Consider the following 20,551-nt stretch of genomic DNA (forward strand, 5'->3'; position numbering starts at 1 on the left):
CTGTTGTTGAAATTTCGGTTTGAAAAAGCGACAGGCGGAGACACCTGCGGGAAAAGCGCAGTCCGAACATCCACTTTCCCAGAGCGAAAGTTAGCTGAGGCAAGCCTGCTGTAAGCGTCCGCCGATAGCAATTGGAAACAACATTAAACTTTAACAGTGCTATTTTTAAGAAATCAGTTGCATTTTTATAGAAAAGTAAATACAATATAAAGTAGAAAGCGGTTGCACAAAAAGCGAAGAACTTGATATATCAAGTTCTATTATTATATTCATTTGTGCAAACGTTTTCTTAAATTGTGCAATAATTGCACAATAAGAACATAATGATTCATGGTTTGGCCTGGGGGTGATGAACAGAAAGATTGATGTTTGCTGGTTCAGTTTGATCAAAGGGAGGAATGGATCTTGAACAGGAAAATGAAAAAAAGAGCATCTGTGTTTATGACAGCAGTCATGGGTATGAGTGTTTTATCGACATTCGCACCTGCTGCAGCATTGGCAGAAGGAACTTCTGAAGAAACTGCAGGTAATGGTGTACCTGAAGATCATCTTCGTATTCATTACGATTATGGCGATGCGGATGTATCGGAGCTTGGCATTTGGTACTGGGGCGGTTTCAGTCATACGTCAGATGATTTGGGTGTTGATTGGCCGGGGGACGTCCGTTTTGATGAAGACAATACGACAGACTTCGGTGCCTACATCGATATGGAACTCGCTGAAGGATCGAATGCTGTTCAGTTTCTGATCAACAACGATGAAGGAGACAACCTGACGGGTGATCTTTCCGTCGATCTTCTCAGTGACGAGATGAATGAAGTCTGGATTACGGAAGATGCAGAAATATATTACTACGAGCCTGAAGAATTTGAGGATAATATTCTTCGCGTTCATTTTCAGACTGAAGATGAACAGTATGAACCGTGGGGACTGTGGACATGGGGCGATGTTGCTGCAGCAACAGAAGACTGGCCAACAGGAGCTCACGCCTTTATGAATGATCAGACAGGCCCTTACGGTGCCTATTATGATCTGGATCTTGCTGAAGATCCATCATCGGTCAGTTTTTTACTGGTCAATCGTGAAAACGAAGAACAGACTGGCGATGTCACTTTTGGCGATCTTGATAACCACAGGCAGGTGTTTGTTCACCTTGATAAAGAAGGTGTATTTACAAACCCCTACTATGTGGATACAGCTGAGGAAGAAGAACCTGAACTGAAAGAGGGCGAGTATGACTTCACCATCAGCGGTACCGTTACAGGTCCGGTTGATGCGGAGAATCATGCGGTGCTTGATATTGAAGTGACGGAACCGGAAGAAGATGTGGCAATCAGACGCATGCACGCGGATGTTTCCGAACTGGGTGGCCCGGAAGAGTTGTCCATTTCTCCGGAAGTGATGGGTGTGACGCTGTCCGCACATTACACGGTGGAACCTGGAACGTATGATATTCCGCTGATGCTTGTGGATGAGGAAGGCGGTACATATGACGGAACCGCCGAAGTCACTGTTGAAGAATACGTGAAAGGTGAAGGCGACTTCAACTGGGACGAGTCGATTATCTACTTTATGCTGACGGACCGTTTCTATGACGGTGATCCGTCCAATAACGACCCGTACGACCTCGACTACAGTTCCTATGGCAACCAGCGCGGAGTGCCGCAGGGCGGCGACTTTGTTGGCGTCATGGAACAGCTTGACTATCTCGATGATCTTGGTGTGAATACGATCTGGATCACACCGATCGTAGAAAACATCGCTTATGACGTTGGTTTTACTGAAGATGGTGCCGGTTCCTATTTCGGCTACCATGGCTATTGGGCCAAGGATTTTGAAGAGCTGAATCCGCATCTCGGAACCTTGGACGAGTTCCATAACCTGATTGATGCGGCGGCTGACCGTGATATGGATATTATGGTTGACGTGGTGTTGAATCACACAGGTTACGGACTGAAAGCTGAAGACGGTGACTTGGAAGACCCGCCGCCTGGCTATCCGACAGATGAAGACCGAGAGCGCTTTGAAGGCATGATCCGTGAACAGTCGGGATCAACGGATGAGACGATGGAACTTGCGGGTCTGCCTGATTTTAAGACAGAAGTGCCTGAAGTCCGTGAACAGATTGTGGACTGGCAGACGTCTTGGGTGGAGAAGTCCACGACAGACGCTGGAAACAGCATTTCATCGTTCCGTGTGGATACAGTGAAACACGTGGATGAGCCGACATGGCAGTTGTTTAAAAATGAACTGACGCGTGTCAGCACAGATTTCAAAATGATCGGTGAAGCATGGGAAAACAATATTGACGGGAATCACCGTTATTTGAACTCCGGTCAGATGGATTCCCTTTTAAGCTTTGATTTTAAAGGTATTGCCGGCAATCTTGTGAACGGCAATATTGCAAGAGCTGTCGATGCTTTGGATGAAGTCCAGCATACGATTGATAATAAAGCCACGCTCGGGAACTTCCTTGGAAGTCACGATGAAGCCGGGTTCCTGTATTCACAGGACGGCGATGAAGGGAAACTGAAAGTGGCGGCTTCCCTGCAGGCATTTGTAAAAGGCCAGCCTGTCATTTATTACGGGGAAGAACTTGGTCAGAGCGGTGACGACAACTGGCCTGTGTATGACAACCGCTATGATATGGGCTGGGACATTGTAGAAGACAACACGATTCTTGAGCACTATCAGACTATCTTTAATCTACGTCGGGATCACAGTGAAATCATGGCCCGCGGTGAGTTTGATCATGTAGCAGGGTCAAATGCCGATGACTATGTCGTCTTCAGCCGTACGTATCATGATGAGGCACTGTATGCCGCATTAAACGTGCATGAAGATGCAAGACAGATCGCCCTTGACGTCGATTCCGACGATGTTGTCGTAACGGATCACTATTCCGGTGAGGCATACGACGCGTCTGAGGGCACTGTTGTCATTGATCTTCCATCCATGGCAGACGGCGGTACAGCACTTCTGACGGCAGAGAATGGGATGATTCTTAGCGCTGAGACAGAAGAGGTTCCTGAAACGGAAGAGATTCCGGAGAATCATATGAGAATTCACTATGATAATGGCGATACGCCACCGGGGAATCTTGGTATTTGGTATTGGGACGGTGCAGCTGTTGCATCTGAAGAATTCTCGTCATGGCCAGGTGAAGAGCGTTTCTCTGAAGACCGCATGACAGATTTCGGGCCTTACTTTGACGTTGAGCTCGAAGAAGGGGCAGACCGTTTGGATATGCTTGTGAATGACGCAGGTGGCGCCAACCTCACGGGTGATGTGGCGATCAACATCCTTGCGCCCGAGATGAATGAGGTATGGCTTTATGAGGACGGCAACTACCTGACATTTGAACCGGTTGAGCTTGATGATCAGGTACGTATCCACTATGACCGCGAAGACGGCGACTATGAGAACTGGGCTGTCTGGTACTGGGATCAGGGCTTGAATCCGCCATCTGAATGGCCGGATGAAGCTGTTGATTTCGATAACGAGGGCCGCTATGGTGCTTATGTGGATATTGATCTAGAGGAGGATGCAGAAGAGATCGGATTCTTGTTCTTAAATAAGGAATCAGGTGAACAGACCGGTGATCTGCAGTTTAATGAATTGGCTAATCAAAATCAGATTTTTGTAAGTGATGCTGAAGATGTTGCCTATAACAATCCGTATTATGTAACGCAGGAAGGGTTGCGTTCAGCGGAAGTGTTAAGCGATGAGCGAATTGAGCTGATTTTCTCTTCAACGGATGCATTTACCGAAGAAGAACTGATGGAAGGTCTGGAAATGACAGATCGCCATGGAGACAAAGTGTCATTCGACTCCGTCACGATTGAGGAAGACGGTGTGACAGTCAATGTGCACGGCAACTTTGATCTCGACGGAGCTCCTTTCGAGATGACCTTTAATGAGCGGTCAGCTTCAGCCATTGTCAGCTGGCGCTTAAAGGATGAAATGTACGCCTATGACGGCAATCTCGGTGCTGAGCTGCATGAAGACGGCTCTGCGACACTGAAGCTCTGGTCTCCTAGTGCAGACAATGTCAACATCATTTTGTACCACCGTGATGATCAGTATGAAGTAGTGACAGATGATGTGGCAATGGAGTTTGGTGACCGTGGTGTCTGGTCCGTCACACTTGATGAAGATAACACGGGAGAAGAAGATCTGACAGGTTTCTATTACCACTATGAAATCGAACGTGATGGTGAAACCGTTCTGGCTCTTGATCCTTACGCGCCATCCATGGCGACGTGGAATTCAAGTGATGAGGACAACAACTACATCGGGAAAGCAGCGATTGTCGATCCGTCTGCGATCGGACCTGAACTCGATTTCGCTGATATTGACGGTTTTGAGAAGCGTGAAGATGCGATCATTTATGAGCTGCACGTTCGTGACTTTACGTCTGATCCGTCGATTGACGATGAGCTTGAGAATGAGTTCGGCACCTTTGCTGCATTTGCAGAGCGCCTGGACTATCTCGAGGATATGGGTGTAACACACGTACAGTTGCTACCGGTGATGAGCTATTTCTTTGCCAATGAATACGAAGCAGCGGAGCGTATGCTCGACTATGCGTCTACGCAGACGAACTATAACTGGGGTTATGACCCGCACAGCTACTTCTCACTGACAGGTATGTATTCACAGGATCCTGATGATGCGGAGAAGCGTATTGAAGAATTCAAGATGCTGATTGACGAGATTCACAGCCGGGACATGGGCGTCATTCTTGATGTCGTGTATAACCATACGGCACGTGTTAGAATCTTTGAAGATCTGGAGCCGAATTACTACCACTTCATGGATGCCGATGGTACACCGCGTGTCAGCTTTGGTGGCGGACGACTCGGGACAACTCATGAAATGGCCCGACGTATTCTTGTCGATTCCATCATGTATTGGGTGGAAGAATTCAAAGTGGACGGATTCCGCTTTGACATGATGGGTGACCACGATGCAGAAAGCATTCAGATTGCCTATGACAAAGCGAAAGAAGTCAACCCGAACATTGTCATGATCGGGGAAGGTTGGAGAACGTTTGTCGGTGATGAGCGTTATCCTGATGTACAGCCTGCCGATCAGGACTGGATGCAGGACACGGAGAGTGTCGGATCGTTCTCGGATGATTTCCGAAATGAACTGAAGTCAGGCTTCGGAAGTGAAGGCGAGCCACGCTTTATTACAGGTGGTCCGCGTGACATTCAGCGTATTTACGACAATGTTACGGCGAATCCGCATAATTTCACAGCAACAAACCCTGGTGACGTGGTACCGTATATTGCGGCGCACGATAACCTGACGTTGCATGATGTTATTGCACAGTCCATTCAGAAAGATCCTAAGGATCATCAAGAAGAAATTCATGACCGTATTCGACTTGGTAACCTGATGGTGTTGACTGCACAGGGGACAGCATTTTTGCACGGCGGTCAGGAGTTTGGCCGTACGAAGCAGTTTAAGCATGAAGACTATCGTGAGCCGGTCGGTGATGATGTGATTCCGTACAAATCAACATTTATGACCGATGAAGACGGAAACCCGTTTGAGTATCCGTACTTTATTCACGATTCGTATGATTCCACAGATGCGATCAATCTGTTTGATTGGGAAAAGGCAACAAACGAAGAAGCTTACCCAACGAACGTTCAGACACGTGATTACACACGCGGCATGATTGAACTGCGCCGATCCACCGATGCATTCACACATGGCACGATGGATATGATTGATGAAAAGGTATCGATGATCGAAGCACCTGAAGTCGCGGATGAAGACCTTGTGATCGGTTATCGTGCGGAAGATTCTGCAGGGGAATATGCGTACTATGTATTCGTCAATGCGGATACAGAAGCAAGAACTCTGTCACTTTCATCAGACCTGACGGCAGGTGATGTCATTGTTGATGCTGAGGAAGCTGGTACAACGGCAATCGATGCTCCTCAGGGTGTTGATATCTCAGCGAATGCGATTACGATCGATCCTCTTTCAGCAACTGTTATCAAAATGGGAGTGGAAGATGTGTCATTCCCTGACTTCACACCGGATGAGCCGCACTATGCACCTGTTAACCAGCTTGTCAGACAGGGGATCATCAGAGGCTTTGAAGATGGTACGTTCCGGGCGGACCGATCCATTACCCGTGTATCAGCGGCGATAATGCTGACAAGGGCAAAGAACCTGGATGTATCGAACACGCCAGAAGCGGCGTTTGCTGACGTATCTGCCGAATTCAGGTTTGCTCCTGAAATTTACGCGACTCGTTCAGCCGGTATCTTCCTTGGTGATGAGAATGGACTCTTCCATCCTGATCGAAACATTACAAGAGGTGAAGCTGCAGCTGTTCTCGTCAGAGCATATGATCTTTCAGGTAATGACGAGGCACCATTTACAGATGTTGAGGGCACGAGGTTTGAAGATGAGATTAATATTCTTTATTCTGAAGGTGTCACTGAAGGAAAACCGGGCAACATTTATGATCCTGAGGCGGACTTAACAAGATTGGAATTCAGTATTATGCTGAACCGTATCCAGGAGAGACAATAAACGAATTGAAGCAGCCTGCTGGTCTATCCAGCGGGCTGTTTTTTTGATAAAATAAAGCGTATTGAATGTCTGACTGGTAATGAGTCTGAGTTATATTGTGGATGGAGGGACTACAGATTATGTATGGTGTTCTTGGATTCATAGAAAGTATACAGAACATGGCGATACCATGGTACTGGCTGATGTTCGCCGGCGCGATGATCAGTACGATCGGGATCCTGATTTACCGGAAGAATACGAAAGTGTATAAAGATTGAGGGAAGAAAACATGACTAAGTTACGGGCGGAGCGAAAGAAGAAAAGGCGGCTGTGGCCGAAGGTTATGGGCGTGTTTCTGCTTCTGATCCTGGCAGGAGCGGGCTATGTGTATTACCTCTTTGAACTGAAGACGTATGACATTGCAGATGAGGAGCTGTCTGCCGTTACGGCCGCCCCTTATGAAGTGAATCTCTCTGAGCGTCGCTATTGGCAGGATGCCGGGGAAGAAGATGTCTCTGAAGAAGAAATCCAAACCGTCTACCGTTCGAGTCTCGATGAGATCAAAGCCACTACGGAACGCCGGGTCCGGGAGGTGGCGGAACGTGCACTGAATGAGTACCAGCAGCTCGAATCGTCGGAGAATGTGTCGGTTCCGTATTTGTATGCCAAGTATACGCAAGCGGCGGATCAGGTGGAGAGGCAGATGGACGAGGCGTTCGAAGAGATGTATCAGGAGATGCGCCGGGACCTTGAACAGTCCGGTGGAAGTCTCTCAGAGGCACAGGCTCTTCGTGAGGACTACGAGAGCTATAAAGACGGATTACGAAGACAAATCATGGATCAGGCAGGTATCGGATTCTGATCCACGTGTGAAAGCAGGGTCAACTAATGTGGATGGATCTGGTTATCGTATTTGCAATTATCATGATCGGGAGTTTTGTTCAGGGAATCAGTGGCTTTGGGTTCGGCATTTTGGCGATGAGCTTTATGCCGTTTTTTTTTACGGTAAAGGACAGTACTCTTCTCGTCGTTGCATTGGCAACGATTCTGTCATTCAGTATTACGATGCAGCTGAAAAAACATATCGAGTGGCGATCCGTGTTCCTTATTCTCAGCTTTGCTCTTGTCGGCAGGGGATTCGGCTTTCTCGTCCTGCATAACTTTGGTGAACTGCCGGTTTTACGGGTGGTTTTGGGCGTCTTTCTCCTCGGCGTCGTCGTGTACCTGCTTGTCAGTCCAAAACCCGATCCGGACCGAAAGCGGATCCCGGTCTGGATTCCGGTTTTGATGGGGCTTGCCGGTGGCTTTGTCGGAGGTGTGTTTGCCGTAGGAGGACCGTTCTTTGTCTTTTTCTTTTTGATGGCGTTCCCGAATAACCGCTATGCCTACACGGCAAACCTTCAGGTGGTGTTTTTCCTGAATAGCATCACGACCGTTTCACTTCATGGTTTCAGTGGTGACTATACGCTGAATATCCTCCTCTTTATCCTTGTGGGATTCATCGCAGTGATGGCAGGTTCACGTCTTGGCGTTCACTTTTTAAACAAAGTCTCCAATGAACAGGTGAAGAAACTGGCCGCATTGGTTGTGGCCGTCGCCGCGATCAATCTGATTCTCTTTGGAAACTAACAGTAAATGGAAAAACGAGAAAAGCCGCCGGACTCAGGGAGTCACGGCGGCTTTTCAGATTTTTATTGGAGCTTCCACATGTCGTTCGTAAACGCAACCGGGTCTTCAATCGGCAGTCCTTCGATGAGGAGAGCCTGGTTATAGAGGAGGTTCGTGTAGAGTTCAATCTGTTCTTTGTTTCCGGCTTCATGTGCTTGTTTCAGTTTACTGAAAACAGCATGATTGGCGTTGATTTCAAGCACTTTATCAGCCTGCACGCCCTGATTCTCCGGTATCTGAGCAAGGACTTTCTCCATCTCAATGGAGATGTCGCCTTCCGCCGTGAGGCAGACCGGATGGGATTTCAGACGTTTCGACGTGCGAACGTCTTTCACTTTGTCACCGAGGAGCTCTTTCATTTCTTTAAAGAGATCTTCGTGTTCTTTTTTCTCTTCATCCGTTGTTTCGTCACTTTCCTCATCTTTCAGACCGAGATCCCCGCTTGAGACATTGCGGAATTCTTTCTCGTCGTAGGTCATCATCATTTTGATGGCGAACTCGTCGACGTCTTCAGTGAAGTAGAGGATTTCATAGCCCTGATCGAGGACACGTTCTGTTTGCGGGAGCTTCTCAATACGGCTCACCGAATCACCTGTTGCATAGTAGATATACGGCTGATCTTCTGCCATGCGCTCGGTGTATTCCTTCAGCGTGACGAGATCCTTGTCTTTTGATGAATGGAACATAAGGAGATCCTGAAGATCGTCTTTGTTCTGGCCGAAGTCACTGTATACCCCGTACTTCAGCTGGCGGCCGAAAGATTCGAAGAACTTGACGTATTTCTCGCGGTCTTCTTTTAAGAGGTTTTTCAGTTCATTTTTGATCTTGTTCTTGATGTTTTTGGCAATGGCCTTCAGCTGACGGTCCTGTTGGAGTATTTCCCGGGAAATGTTTAAAGACAGATCCTCGGAGTCGACCATCCCTTTGACGAAGCTGAAGTAATCCGGGACGAGCTCAGGGGCTTTTTCCATAATCAGAACGCCGCTGGAATACAGCTCGAGTCCTTTTTCGAATTCTTTGGAATAGTAGTCAAACGGCACGGATTCGGGAATGTAGAGAATCGAGTGATAGCGGATCGTTCCGTCAACCTGAAGGTGCACGTGCTTCAGGGGCTTGTCGAAGCCGTAACGCTTCTCCTGATAAAAGTTCTCGTAATCCTCGTCAGTCAGTTCGTCTTTGTTCTTGCGCCAGATCGGCACCATGCTGTTGACCGTCTGTTCTTCAACGGTCTCCACGGTTTCGCCTTCTTCCCCGTCTTCCTTCGGCTCGTGCTTGGTCACATCAAGCTTGATCGGGTAGCGGATGAAGTCGGAATATTTCTTGATGATGCTTCTGAGACGATGCTCGCTGAGAAACTCATCGAAGCTGTCTTCATCATCGGTAGCGTCTTTCAAATGAAGGGTAATGCGTGTACCCGGCTGCTTTTTCTTATCCGATTCTTCAATCGTATAGCCGTCCACACCGTCGGACGTCCAGCGGTAGGCCTGATCGGAGCCGTAGGCGAGGGTCTCGACGACGACTTCTTTGGCAACCATAAAGGAGGAATAGAACCCGACACCGAACTGTCCGATGATGTCGTGTCCGTCCTTGACCTCATTTTCATTCTTAAACGCGAGAGAGCCACTCTCGGCAATGGTTCCGAGGTTTGTCTCAAGCTCTTCTTTCGTCATCCCGATCCCTGTGTCCTTGATTTCGATGGTACGGGCGTCTTTGTCAAAGGAGATTTTAATGAAGAAATCATCCTGATTAAAGTCGATGCTGTCGTCGGTGAGTGCCTTGTAATACATCTTATCAATGGCATCACTGGCGTTTGATATCAGCTCTCGGAGAAATATTTCACGCTGAGAATAAATGGAGTTCACCATCATCTCAAGCAATCGCCGCGATTCGGCCTTAAACTCTTTCTTTTCCACGTGTCATCACTCCTTGAAATAGTCTGTGTACGAAAGATTAGCACTCGCATATAACGAGTGCTAATACCCAATTCATATTGTACGGATTTTTGGCGTGATGTCAATGGTCTAGAGGTTAAAATTATCGAATCGGGATATCGCTCTCTCGGTTAAAGAGGTCGTTTATACTCATAAACTCAACATCAATTCCACCGCGAGGCATGTCAATTCCTTCTCCACTGATCATGACTCCCGAGAACTTTTCTCCGTTAAAGGAGATTGTGCCGTTAGGAGCGAACAAAAATGCATTGGTTAAGTCTTGTCCTCCGAATGTAGAAAACGAAATGTCTCCCTTACTAATGACCACAAGACCATCGACAGATACCTGAGGATTCGTATTAATGTTGAAATCATCCACAAAAAAGTGTTTGACGGGGGCATCTCTGAGTCTGTTTTCGGGTGCTGTTGTTTCGTATCCTTTATTGGAATACCATTCATCAGGGTGCATCTGTGGTGTTTGAGTGATGGTTCGTTCTTTTTGTTCAATGGATTCAACTTTTATGAAATTAGTTGTCGGATAATCAGAAGGGGTAAGCAATTCCCCGGTAAAATAGATATTGCTTCCATTATGAAATTGAGGCACTCCCGATGTTGCATTGACATTGCCTTCTACAAAAATATCACCATGGATATTTGCATTTTGAATAGAGAGATCGCCATAAATATAAGATGTACCGTAAATGTTTCGTGTGCCGCCATTGAACTCGGCATTGCCATAAACGATAATGTCACCAGGAGTAGAAGAAGATCCTAATTGAAGAGACCCAGTTTGAAGCGAGATCCCCTGATTAAAGATCAAATTGCTGAAGCCAAGAGTTGCTCCTTGGTTAAAATCATCTGTGACAACAAGGTCGTTAAAGACTCCTGTGTAATCAGGGGCATCTATAAGGTCGCCGCCAAAATCTAATCGGCTTGTAAACACGGAGACATTTTGGCTGATGATTTCCTCAGTATCGTCTGAAATTTGTTCTTCTTCAGTGCCCGTTTGATAATCCTCATAATCTCCGAGTCTTGCTATGGTCGTATCAACGGAGAAGCTTCTCCCGTTTGTGTCTTCGATGGTGAACTCAACTTTGAGTCTGTTTCCCCGATTCTCTGTCCCTTTTTCAAAAGTGATTTCGGATGGTGATGGCGTATGACCCTCTGTATAGGAGAACTCATTGGCTGTTTCACCATCCGGGCGAACTTCGGTAAACGTGAAGCTGGAGAATTTGAAAAAGTCTTCTTCAGAAAGTGGGGCACTGTTTCTATCAAACAGCATGTTTTCTGTATTGTCAAAAGAGAGGGTTGTTGATTCATCAGCGTTTGAATAATCACTTCGGATCTTTGTAAGGATAATATTGGCTTCCTGTCTCAAACTTGCATGGTCAGATGTAACGTCGGCCTGGGTGAACGTTGAGACCAGTACAGAGCCCGCCAGTCCTATTACAATAGTACCGATAACAAGCGCTGCCAATAACTCAATTAAGGTGATCCCTGCCTGGTTTTTAATTCTTTTCATAGCAATTCCCTCCCTGTATCCATTATAATAGAATTAGAGAAGAGAGGGTGAGAATAATGCATATTTCTCGTGAAAAAGGTTTTACTTTGTTGGAACTGTTGGCTTCGATTGTGTTAATTGGAATTATTTTCACAGCATTATTCCATTTTCTTGGGCAAAATATTTTTATGTCGGCTAGTGTGGAGAACCAGTATGTCACAGCACAGATTGCAGAGAGGGAATTGGAGGAGAACCGTTTTGCGTCATTAAGTCTTCCGTCAAACTATGTTCCTGGTAATGAAGAAGTGTTTAATTATACTGTTGAATCAAGAGGGAAGGAATATCAGATCACTGTTAGTTTAAGAGCGGAGAACGAGGAAGAATTTGATGCAGGACTCTTCAGGCTCAGAGTCAAGGCTGAGGAACCTGAATCAGGACGAGCGTCCGTTGCATATGGTTGGTATACGGAAAAAATTGGAGGTGTTGAATAGTGAAGAATCAAAAAGGATATGCGTTTTTATTGGTTCTGGGTACGATAGTGATCATAGGTTTACTCGTTCCGCCTATAGCATTTCAAGTGCTTTCAAGTTCCACTCAAGCCAGCCAAACTGAACAGAATATCCAGCTTGATAACATGTATGATATGGGGAAACAAATGGGAAGAAGGCATGTTGAGGCGGCTCTGAAAGGGGAGATCGGATACAGCTCCTTGGAATCTGAATACCCATCTGGAGCGACCTGGTCGGAGGTAGAAGCCCATTTTACAAACGAATTGAACATTGATTCTTCGGTCGATAATGCATTATTGATAGATGATTTAGAGTTTGAAAATTATAACGGAAGAGTCAAAGTGGATTTTATGGATATCGAGACTGAGGATGAACGTCTAGCAATTATCTACCGTGTCATCCCTTTTGTAAATGGAGAAGACCATGATGCGGTTTACGAAACGTTTTATTTGAGCAATCCGGACGATACGGGACCAGATGACTCAGATAGTTGGATCAATGAAGATGGCACCATAAATATCGATTTGATATCGGACCTGAACGAACGTATTAACGAAAAAATAGATCTTAAACCTGGTGCAACAGATATTGCAGGAAAAGTCTATATTAATGGTGGACAGAAAGCAGGTGGAGGTAACCCGCATGTTACAACTCCTATCGTTTCTCAGGGGTCAATTGGTTTTGAGGATGACTTAAAACTTAGAGGACAAGGCCCGGAAGTCTTTCAGGTTAATAATGGTGATTTATACGTGAGCAGTACTTCTGGGAATCTGACAGTTATCAGTTTGAAGCAAAACAGAAAAATTCGAGTTGATGGTAATGCATATTTTCACAATGTTGAATTTGAACTTAAAGATACTGGCTGGCCGGGTGCGGTAAACAATGTATGTATTGATGGAGATGTGTTTGTTTCCGGCAATTCGGATTTGGAGGAAACTGATTCGAAAGATTTTGTTAAAGTCGACGATTGTTCCATGGCTTCGGCTCATGATGTCTATTATACCGGTTCATTATTCACTGGAGGCGGTTCAGGTTCGGGTCCTTCTGATGGTTCAGGATTAATTGAGCGACTTCAACTGGACGGTACAAGAGGGAATTAATCAATAGAAATGAAACTCAAATCAGTAAAGGATGATCGCGTTGACACAGAAAAGTAGAATCATTCAAACCCTGCAAACTCTCATCAACACCCCAAGCCCTTCGGGCAACACGGACCGGGTAATTCGCTTCGTGGAGGAGCGGTTCGAGTCACTCGGGATTGAAACAAAACGGAATCGGAAAGGCGGGCTCATTGCCACGATTCCCGGCAAGAATGACCGTGAACATCGGATGCTGACGGCGCACGTGGATACGCTCGGTGCGATGGTGAAGGAGATCAAGCCGTCCGGACGGCTGAAGATCGATCTGATTGGGGGCTTTAAGTTCAACGCCATTGAAGGCGAATACTGTGAAGTGGAGACCCAAGACGGTACGGTGATTACCGGCACCACCCTGATGCATCAGACGAGTGTGCATGTGTATAAAGACGCCGGCAGTGCCGAACGGAATCAGGCGAATATGGAGATTCGTCTTGATGCGAAGGTAAAGAGCGCGGACGATGTCCGGGCCCTCGGTATTGAAGTGGGGGATTTCGTGAGCTTTGATCCCCGTTTTCAGGTCCTTGATACAGGCTACATCAAGTCCCGTCATCTCGACGATAAGCTCAGTGTGGCGATCCTGATGGAGCTTTTGAAGACGGTAAATGAAGAAGGGATCACGCTTCCTTATACGACGCATGTACTCATCTCCAATAATGAAGAAATCGGCTATGGCGGGAATTCCAATATCCCTCAGGAAGTCGTCGAATATCTCGCTGTCGACATGGGCGCGATGGGAGACGGGCAGATGACCGATGAACACACGGTCTCGATCTGTGCGAAGGATGCGAGCGGCCCTTATCATCTCGGACTGAGGCGCCATCTGACTTCTCTGGCGAAGTCAAATGACATTCCGTACAAAGTTGATCTTTATCCGTACTACGGATCAGACGCCTCTGCGGCAATCCGTTCGGGGCATGACATCGTCCACGGCCTCCTTGGCGCGGGGATTGATTCATCCCACGCTTACGAGCGGACGCACCTGGAGTCAATCGATGCGACAGCCAAACTCCTGTGGGCATATATGCAGTCTGAAATGGTCATCTAAACGTGAACCACCTTCATCATTGAGGGTGGTTTCTTTTTCTTCTTTTTGACTGGGCACTGCGGTATCTGGTTGAAAACGCTCAGATCAAGAAAAATGACCCCGCATTTGCGGAGCCATTTGGGATTCTTATTCTGTTACGCTGCTTTGTTTTTCTGATCGCTTGGTGTGATCTTGCCTTTGAATACTTTGTCACGGAGTGCCGGGATTACCCAACGGTCACCACCGAATTTACCAGCGTTATAGCCTGCGACAAGAATGAAGACTGTCAGAAGGATCAGGAATGGGTTACTTGAAATCGTACCTGCAAAGATGAACGCGAAGTTCATGGTAATACCGAAGAATGCTGCGGCTGTTGTCAATACGCCAAGAATCAAGCCGAGTCCGACTGCCACTTCACCCCATGCAACCATAAAGCTGAACAGGTCTGCGTTCGGGAGTGCAAAATTTTCCAGGAATGCGTGGTACGTTGGATACGTTTCCTGAACACTTTCATTTCCGATGGCACCCTGTAAGAAACCGCCTGCATCAAATTCGCCAAACGCTTTTCCCCAACCGGCTGTTAACCACTGCCAGCCTACATATACCCGAAGCACTGTCAAAACCGCTGCTGCAATCACGTTGTTTCGTAGGAAATCCATAATCATGTTAAATTCCTCCTTCAAATTTTGATAGTATCGGCCACCCTTGATAAGGGATGATAAGAATGCGTTTTGTTGTGGGTGGTCACTAACTATCTTTCTTGTCTCCAAGTATAACGGATGAGAGGAGCTGTGCATGCCGAAGTTGTGAACATCCTGTTAAGAGAAGGTGAACGTTCTGTGAACCTGACTAAACTCCCTGAGGCTAAAGGGCTTTTGAGGTCTTTGATATCTTCCGAGCCATTCGAAACGGCAGGATATGTGACGATCCGTCACGCTTCAAAGGTGAGATGATGACGCTCATCACGATTTTGTGCTCCTATTTTGAGGCATCAGTCCTAAGTAAATGGACGACTCAGTCACGTTTCCTCCATATAAATAATGATCGGTTTAAGCAGCACAGGTCCTCACTAAACCTGAAATAGAGGGACTCGTGTTTAATTCCTGAATGTGTGAAAATGATGTCTGCCTGGTGATCTTCTTATCTGTTCTCTTGACTTAAGCGGGCATTTTCAAGGATTGACACGTATCGTCTCATTCATTCTCAGTGATCCTCTTGATCAATCCGGGATCCTGTCTATTTGAGCGGCTAATCGTCAAAATGTTCAAAATAAATTGCCATGACCGTAAGTTCTTGATAAAATGTGTTATATTATCTCGCAAAGTCACCTGGCACCACTGCGTCATTTTGCGAACAAACCGATTCATCATGGCTGTAACGGGTATAGTCGTTTAGTGACTCATCCTGCACAGTCATCTTCTTTCCTTTATTCGGGACGGAACATGTCTACAGGGACTTTTTGAGTCCCGGGTAGGCACTGCAATGGATATGAAAAGAATGAGGAGGATTTGAACATGGCACCATTAAATGAACAAGATCCGAACATGATGCTGAGAAGTGACGTCAACAAACTGGGGAAGATCCTTGGTGACGTGCTGAGGCACCATGGCGGGGAAGCGCTCTTTAATGAAGTGGAAGAGATTCGTGAAATGACCAAGGCCCTTCGTAAATCCTATGATGAGGCCAACGAGAAAGAACTGAAAAAGCGCATTGAAAATCTGAAATCGCCGATGCGCCAACAGGTCATCCGTGCATTCGCCATCTATTTTCACCTGGTGAATATTGCAGAACAGCATCACCGGATCCGCCGCTCCAGGCAGTACCGGATGAAGCGTGGTGAGAATATTCAGCCAAGCTCCATTGAGGCGGCGATCGTGAATATTCAAAAGGAAAAGTATCCGGAAACGGTGATCCAGCAGGTGCTTGATGATTCGTCCATCGAACTCATCATGACTGCACACCCGACTGAGGCGACGAAGCGGACGATCCTGGAGATTCAAAAGCGCATTTCCTATATCCTTGAGCAATTTGACAACCCGGCTCTGACAGAGAAAGAGCGGGAAGATCATGAAGAGAGTCTGATTAATGAAGTCACTGCACTCTGGCACACCGATGAACTTCGTTTCAAAAAACCGACGGTCATTGATGAAGTGAAAAACGGCCTGTATTATTTTGATACGACGCTTTTCGATGTGCTGCCTGCGGTGCATCAGGAGATTGAGGAACAGCTCGAGCGGTACTATCCGGATCAGGACTTCAAGGTTCCGAACTTTATTCACTTTGGTTCGTGGATCGGCGGAGACCGTGACGGGAACCCGTTTGTCACCCCTGAAGTCACGTGGGAGACGTTGAACCTGCAGCGTGATCTGACCCTCCGTAAATACGAGGAGAGCATCACGGAACTGATGCGCCGGTTCAGCCAGTCCACCACCCGTGTGGATATCGATCCGGAATTTATTGAAACGATGGAACAATACGAGAAGAAGTATATGAAGAAATCCGAAACGTGGCCGGTGACAACGGAAATTTACCGACGGATGCTCGGTGCCATAAGAAAACGGATCCGTCAGGTCGGCAAGACGAATACGGGCTATGATGTGGCGGAAGAACTCCTTGCAGATCTCCGTTATGTACGCGAGAACGCATTGAAGCATCAGCTGCCGAACCAGAAGCTCAAGCAGCTGAACAAAATGATCCGTCAGGTTGAACTGTTCGGCTTCCATTTGGCCACCCTCGATGTCCGAAACCACAGCGGCGAGCATGAGACGGCCATCGCGGAGATTCTGAAAGTCGTTGGCATTACCGAGGATTACAAGTCGCTTGATGAAGAAGAGAAGATGACGATTCTTGAGAACGCCCTGAAGGATCCGCGACCGTTGATGCTCTTAAATGAAGATTATTCCGAAGAGACAAGAGAGATCTTCAAAGTGTTCCAAATGATCAAAGATGCCCATGAGGAGTTCGGGCAGCGCTCCATTGAAGTGTATCTCGTCAGCATGACGCAGTCCGCGTCCGACCTCCTTGAGGTGCTGGTGCTTGCAAAAGAAGCGGGAATTTACCGTCTGCATGCCGACGGCTCCGTCGACAGTAACCTTCACGTGGCGCCGCTCCTTGAGACGGTTGATGACCTCATGGCAGGTCCTGCAATCATGAAACGTCTGTTTGAAATGGATATTTACCGCACGCATCTCGGTGAGCGCGGGGATCATCAGGAAATCATGCTCGGCTATTCGGACGGCAGTAAAGACGGGGGTACACTTACCGCCAACTGGAAGCTGTTTGAAGCCCAGGCGAAGATTCATAATATGGCGAAGGACTATAATGTCCGCCTGAAGTTCTTCCACGGACGGGGCGGATCACTCGGACGGGGCGGCGGTCCATTGAACCGCAGTATCGTCTCACAGCCGGCGGAAACGCTCGGTGACGGGGTCAAGATCACCGAACAGGGCGAGGTGCTCTCATCGCGTTATCTCTTGGGTGACATTGCCTTTCGGAACCTCGAACAGGCGGCATCAGCCCTTCTTGAGGCCTCTGCGAATGTGTACGCGTCTCCTGGGGACAGCTGCCACATCCGGCGCCCGCAGTGGGAAGAAGCGATGGAGGAGATCTCCAAAGCCTCGTTATCCAAGTATCAATCCCTCGTCTTCAAGGACCCGGATTTCCTGACGTACTTCAAGGAAACGACGCCGTTGAATGAACTGAAGGAACTGAACATCGGAAGCCGTCCGATGAGCCGTAAGGGCAGTGAGCGGTTTGAAGACCTCCGGGCGATCCCGTGGGTGTTTGCTTGGACCCAGTGCCGTCAGATGCTGCCGGCGTGGTACGCGTCCGGTACGGGACTCGCGGCCTACGGCAAGGCGAGTGAAGAGAACCTTGAACTGCTGCAGGATATGTATCAGAACTGGCCGTTCTTCCACTCGACGATTAATAATCTGCAAATGGCGCTCATGAAAGCGGACCTGTTTGCAGCGAAGGAATATGTGAAGCTCGTGAAGGATCAGGAGATGGGACAGCGGATTTACGGCGAGATTGAAAAAGAATTCAATCTCACCAAGGAGATGCTTTTGAAGATTTCCGGCAGTGAACAGCTCCTCGACTTCACACCGAATATCCGGGACTCCGTTCATCTGCGGAATCCGTATGTCGATCCGCTTAACTTCCTTCAGGTCGATCTGATCGAGAAGATGCGCGAGTCCTCATCAGAGGAACGGACCGAAGAACTGCTTACGGAAGTGCTCCTCACAATCAGTGGTGTAGCTGCAGGGTTGTTAAATACAGGTTGATCGTTTTTTCACAATCTCAGGTCCGGCGATGCACATCAAATCATCGCCGGACCTTTTATCTTCTAATGTGAATCGGATTCGTGAAAGACGGACCGATTGTGAATTGGCTGAAGCCTGTCGCAGTGGGCTTTATGAAATTTCTATAGCGGAAAACTAATTTTTTCTTCTCAATTTTCAGAAAAAGCGCTATACTGTTATCAAGAACCTGTGATTCCATTGTAGGAGAGGAGGTTATTAACCGGGGCTAATGTAATAGAATCTTACAACCTGAATACTATTTTTATCGCTTCTGTCATGTAAGCGTTTTTCACGTTCAGGGCCCAATTCTGCAATAGATGCGGCGAATAAAGAGCGTTACTGCTGTATTGACTGACAGGTTCCGAGATGATTGACAAGGAGGAGATCGAACGTGGTAGAGAACTTAACACCTATTGTTGTAACATTTGTCGTCTATTTAATCGGTATGATGGTTCTCGGACTGGTTGCGTACAGACTGACTGATAACCTTTCCGATTACGTGCTCGGGGGAAGACGGCTGGGCGCAGGCGTGGCTGCACTCTCCGCAGGTGCCTCAGACATGTCGAGCTGGCTCTTACTCGGTTTACCGGGTGCATTGTACGCAAGCGGCCTCGTGGAAGCCTGGATTGCCATCGGGCTCGCCATCGGTGCCGTCATTAACTGGATGTTTGTCGCAGGACGACTTCGTGCATACACGGAGGTGGCGAACGATTCCATCACCCTGCCTGACTTCTTTGAAAACCGTTTTGATGACAAGTCCAAATCACTTCGTGTCGTGTCAGCGGTACTTATCTTAATCTTTTTCACCTTTTATACATCATCAGGACTTGTCGGCGGTGCGATTCTCTTTGAAAGCACCTTCGGCCTCGATCAGACGACGGCCCTCTGGGTCGGTGCCATTGTTATTATCGGTTATACGTTCCTCGGCGGTTTCCTTGCCGTCAGCTGGACCGACTTTGTTCAGGGGATTCTCATGTTCCTTGCCCTGATCGTTATTCCGATCGTGGCGATTATGGATTTTGGCGGATGGGGACCAACCATGGACGCGATCCGCACCATAGATCCGAACAACCTCACCCTCTTCAGCGGAGTCGGTGTCATCGGGATCATTTCCCTGATGGGTTGGGGGCTCGGGTATTTCGGACAGCCGCACATTATCGTGCGATTCATGTCCGTTAAATCCATGAAAGAACTGCCAAAGGCACGTGCCATTGGGATTGGCTGGGTTGTCCTTGCCATGACCGGTGCCGTAATGACCGGTCTCGTCGGGATTGCCTACTTCGCCGATCAGCCGCTTGATAATCCGGAGACCGTGTTCCTTGCCTTTACGCAGGTGCTCTTCCATCCGGTTGTTGCCGGTGTGCTTTTGGCCGCGGTACTTGCTGCGATTATGAGTACGATTGACTCTCAGCTTCTCGTGTCTTCTTCTGCCCTCGCAGAGGACTTCTACAAAGGCATGATCCGTAAAGACGCGGATCAGAAAGAGCTTGTTCTCGTCGGCCGTCTCGGTGTTCTTGCCGTTGCCGTTGTCGCCTTGATTCTTGCACAGAATCCGGACAGCACGGTCCTTGAACTCGTCAGCTACGCATGGGCCGGTCTCGGTGCAACCTTTGGTCCGCTCGTGCTGTTCTCCCTCTTCTGGAAGCGGACAACGAGAAACGGCGCCCTTGCGGGTATGCTTTCCGGTGGTTTGACCGTTCTGATTTGGGTGGCATTCCTGAAGACCGATGCAGGGTTCTTCTCCCTGTATGAGCTCGTCGTCGGGTTTGTCGTCTCCACGATCTTCATTATTGTCTTCTCACTTGCGAGTCCTGAACCGTCTAAAGAGATTCAGGATACGTTCGAGAAAGCGAGACAGATGGACAAAGGGAACACAGACATGTAAGAAAAATGTGACTTATGGGGCCCCGGATATCCGGGGTCTTTTCTTTGTGTTCTCTG

General features: G+C 47.7%; 12 protein-coding genes. 9 read left to right on the forward strand and 3 right to left on the reverse strand.

The genetic code is table 11. From position 1 onward, the window contains the following. The first annotated feature begins 405 nt into the window (after positions 1 to 405). The 4 genes from BSEL_RS05145 (at position 406) to BSEL_RS05155 (ending at position 8,166) form a co-directional block, all read left to right on the forward strand. Positions 406 to 6,558 (forward strand): pullulanase, encoded by a 6,153-nt coding sequence (locus BSEL_RS05145; protein WP_013171939.1) that lies wholly within the window; start codon positions 406 to 408, stop codon positions 6,556 to 6,558. Positions 6,559 to 6,716: 158 nt separating this feature from the next. Next, positions 6,717 to 6,815: an LPXTG cell wall anchor domain-containing protein gene (locus tag BSEL_RS17740; protein WP_155522704.1), complete on the forward strand. Its 99-nt coding sequence runs from the start codon at positions 6,717 to 6,719 to the stop codon at positions 6,813 to 6,815. Positions 6,816 to 6,826: 11 nt separating this feature from the next. After that, positions 6,827 to 7,399, forward strand: a complete 573-nt coding sequence (locus BSEL_RS05150) for a cell division protein FtsQ/DivIB (protein ID WP_013171941.1) — start codon at positions 6,827 to 6,829, stop codon at positions 7,397 to 7,399. Between the two features lie 26 nt (positions 7,400 to 7,425). Next, positions 7,426 to 8,166, forward strand: coding sequence for a sulfite exporter TauE/SafE family protein (locus tag BSEL_RS05155; protein WP_013171942.1), 741 nt, complete (start codon positions 7,426 to 7,428; stop codon positions 8,164 to 8,166). 62 nt (positions 8,167 to 8,228) lie between these two features. Here BSEL_RS05155 and htpG read toward each other — a convergent pair whose 3' ends face one another. Continuing rightward, positions 8,229 to 10,118 carry a molecular chaperone HtpG gene (gene htpG / locus BSEL_RS05160; RefSeq protein WP_013171943.1) on the reverse strand — a complete coding sequence of 630 codons (1,890 nt, stop codon included), beginning with the start codon at positions 10,116 to 10,118 and terminating at the stop codon, positions 8,229 to 8,231. 121 nt (positions 10,119 to 10,239) lie between these two features. Beyond that, a complete protein-coding gene (locus BSEL_RS05165) occupies positions 10,240 to 11,658 on the reverse strand; it encodes a PulJ/GspJ family protein (RefSeq protein WP_013171944.1) in 1,419 nt (472 codons plus the stop codon). Between the two features lie 56 nt (positions 11,659 to 11,714). Here BSEL_RS05165 and BSEL_RS05170 point away from each other — a divergent pair, with 56 nt between their 5' ends. From BSEL_RS05170 to BSEL_RS05180, 3 genes are read left to right on the forward strand one after another with little or no spacing between them, the layout of a single operon-like run. Then, positions 11,715 to 12,128: a type IV pilus modification PilV family protein gene (locus BSEL_RS05170; protein WP_013171945.1), complete on the forward strand. Its 414-nt coding sequence runs from the start codon at positions 11,715 to 11,717 to the stop codon at positions 12,126 to 12,128. Next, the gene (locus BSEL_RS05175) at positions 12,128 to 13,246 is read left to right on the forward strand and encodes a hypothetical protein (RefSeq protein WP_013171946.1); all 1,119 of its coding nucleotides are present in this window, start codon (positions 12,128 to 12,130) and stop codon (positions 13,244 to 13,246) included. The genes BSEL_RS05170 and BSEL_RS05175 overlap by 1 nt, the downstream gene beginning before the upstream one ends. A 31-nt stretch (positions 13,247 to 13,277) precedes the next feature. Next, complete coding sequence (locus BSEL_RS05180; RefSeq protein WP_049773608.1) at positions 13,278 to 14,330, forward strand: M42 family metallopeptidase; 1,053 nt, start codon at positions 13,278 to 13,280, stop codon at positions 14,328 to 14,330. A 134-nt stretch (positions 14,331 to 14,464) separates the two neighbouring features. Here the strand turns inward: BSEL_RS05180 and BSEL_RS05185 are convergent, their stop codons facing one another. Then, positions 14,465 to 14,974: a DoxX family protein gene (locus tag BSEL_RS05185; RefSeq protein WP_013171948.1), complete on the reverse strand. Its 510-nt coding sequence runs from the start codon at positions 14,972 to 14,974 to the stop codon at positions 14,465 to 14,467. A gap of 849 nt (positions 14,975 to 15,823) precedes the next feature. Between BSEL_RS05185 and ppc the strand changes: the two genes are divergently transcribed. Together ppc and putP are read left to right on the forward strand one after the other, a co-directional pair. Further along, positions 15,824 to 18,592 (forward strand): phosphoenolpyruvate carboxylase, encoded by a 2,769-nt coding sequence (ppc, locus tag BSEL_RS05190; protein WP_013171950.1) that lies wholly within the window; start codon positions 15,824 to 15,826, stop codon positions 18,590 to 18,592. Positions 18,593 to 19,001: 409 nt separating this feature from the next. Then, a complete protein-coding gene (gene putP, locus BSEL_RS05195; protein WP_013171951.1) occupies positions 19,002 to 20,495 on the forward strand; it encodes a sodium/proline symporter PutP in 1,494 nt (497 codons plus the stop codon). Positions 20,496 to 20,551 lie beyond the last annotated feature (56 nt).

It is taken from the genome of [Bacillus] selenitireducens MLS10 (assembly GCF_000093085.1).
Lineage (GTDB): Bacteria > Bacillota > Bacilli > Bacillales > Salisediminibacteriaceae > Salisediminibacterium > Salisediminibacterium selenitireducens.

Coding starts and splice junctions, on each gene's coding strand:
- BSEL_RS05185 (WP_013171948.1), bottom strand. CDS start 14,974: ATGATTATGGATTTCCTACGAAACAACGTGATTGCAGCAGCGGTTTTG.
- BSEL_RS05155 (WP_013171942.1), top strand. CDS start 7,426: ATGTGGATGGATCTGGTTATCGTATTTGCAATTATCATGATCGGGAGT.
- BSEL_RS05180 (WP_049773608.1), top strand. CDS start 13,278: ATGATCGCGTTGACACAGAAAAGTAGAATCATTCAAACCCTGCAAACT.
- BSEL_RS05150 (WP_013171941.1), top strand. CDS start 6,827: ATGACTAAGTTACGGGCGGAGCGAAAGAAGAAAAGGCGGCTGTGGCCG.
- BSEL_RS17740 (WP_155522704.1), top strand. CDS start 6,717: ATGGCGATACCATGGTACTGGCTGATGTTCGCCGGCGCGATGATCAGT.
- ppc (WP_013171950.1), top strand. CDS start 15,824: ATGGCACCATTAAATGAACAAGATCCGAACATGATGCTGAGAAGTGAC.
- BSEL_RS05170 (WP_013171945.1), top strand. CDS start 11,715: ATGCATATTTCTCGTGAAAAAGGTTTTACTTTGTTGGAACTGTTGGCT.
- BSEL_RS05165 (WP_013171944.1), bottom strand. CDS start 11,658: ATGAAAAGAATTAAAAACCAGGCAGGGATCACCTTAATTGAGTTATTG.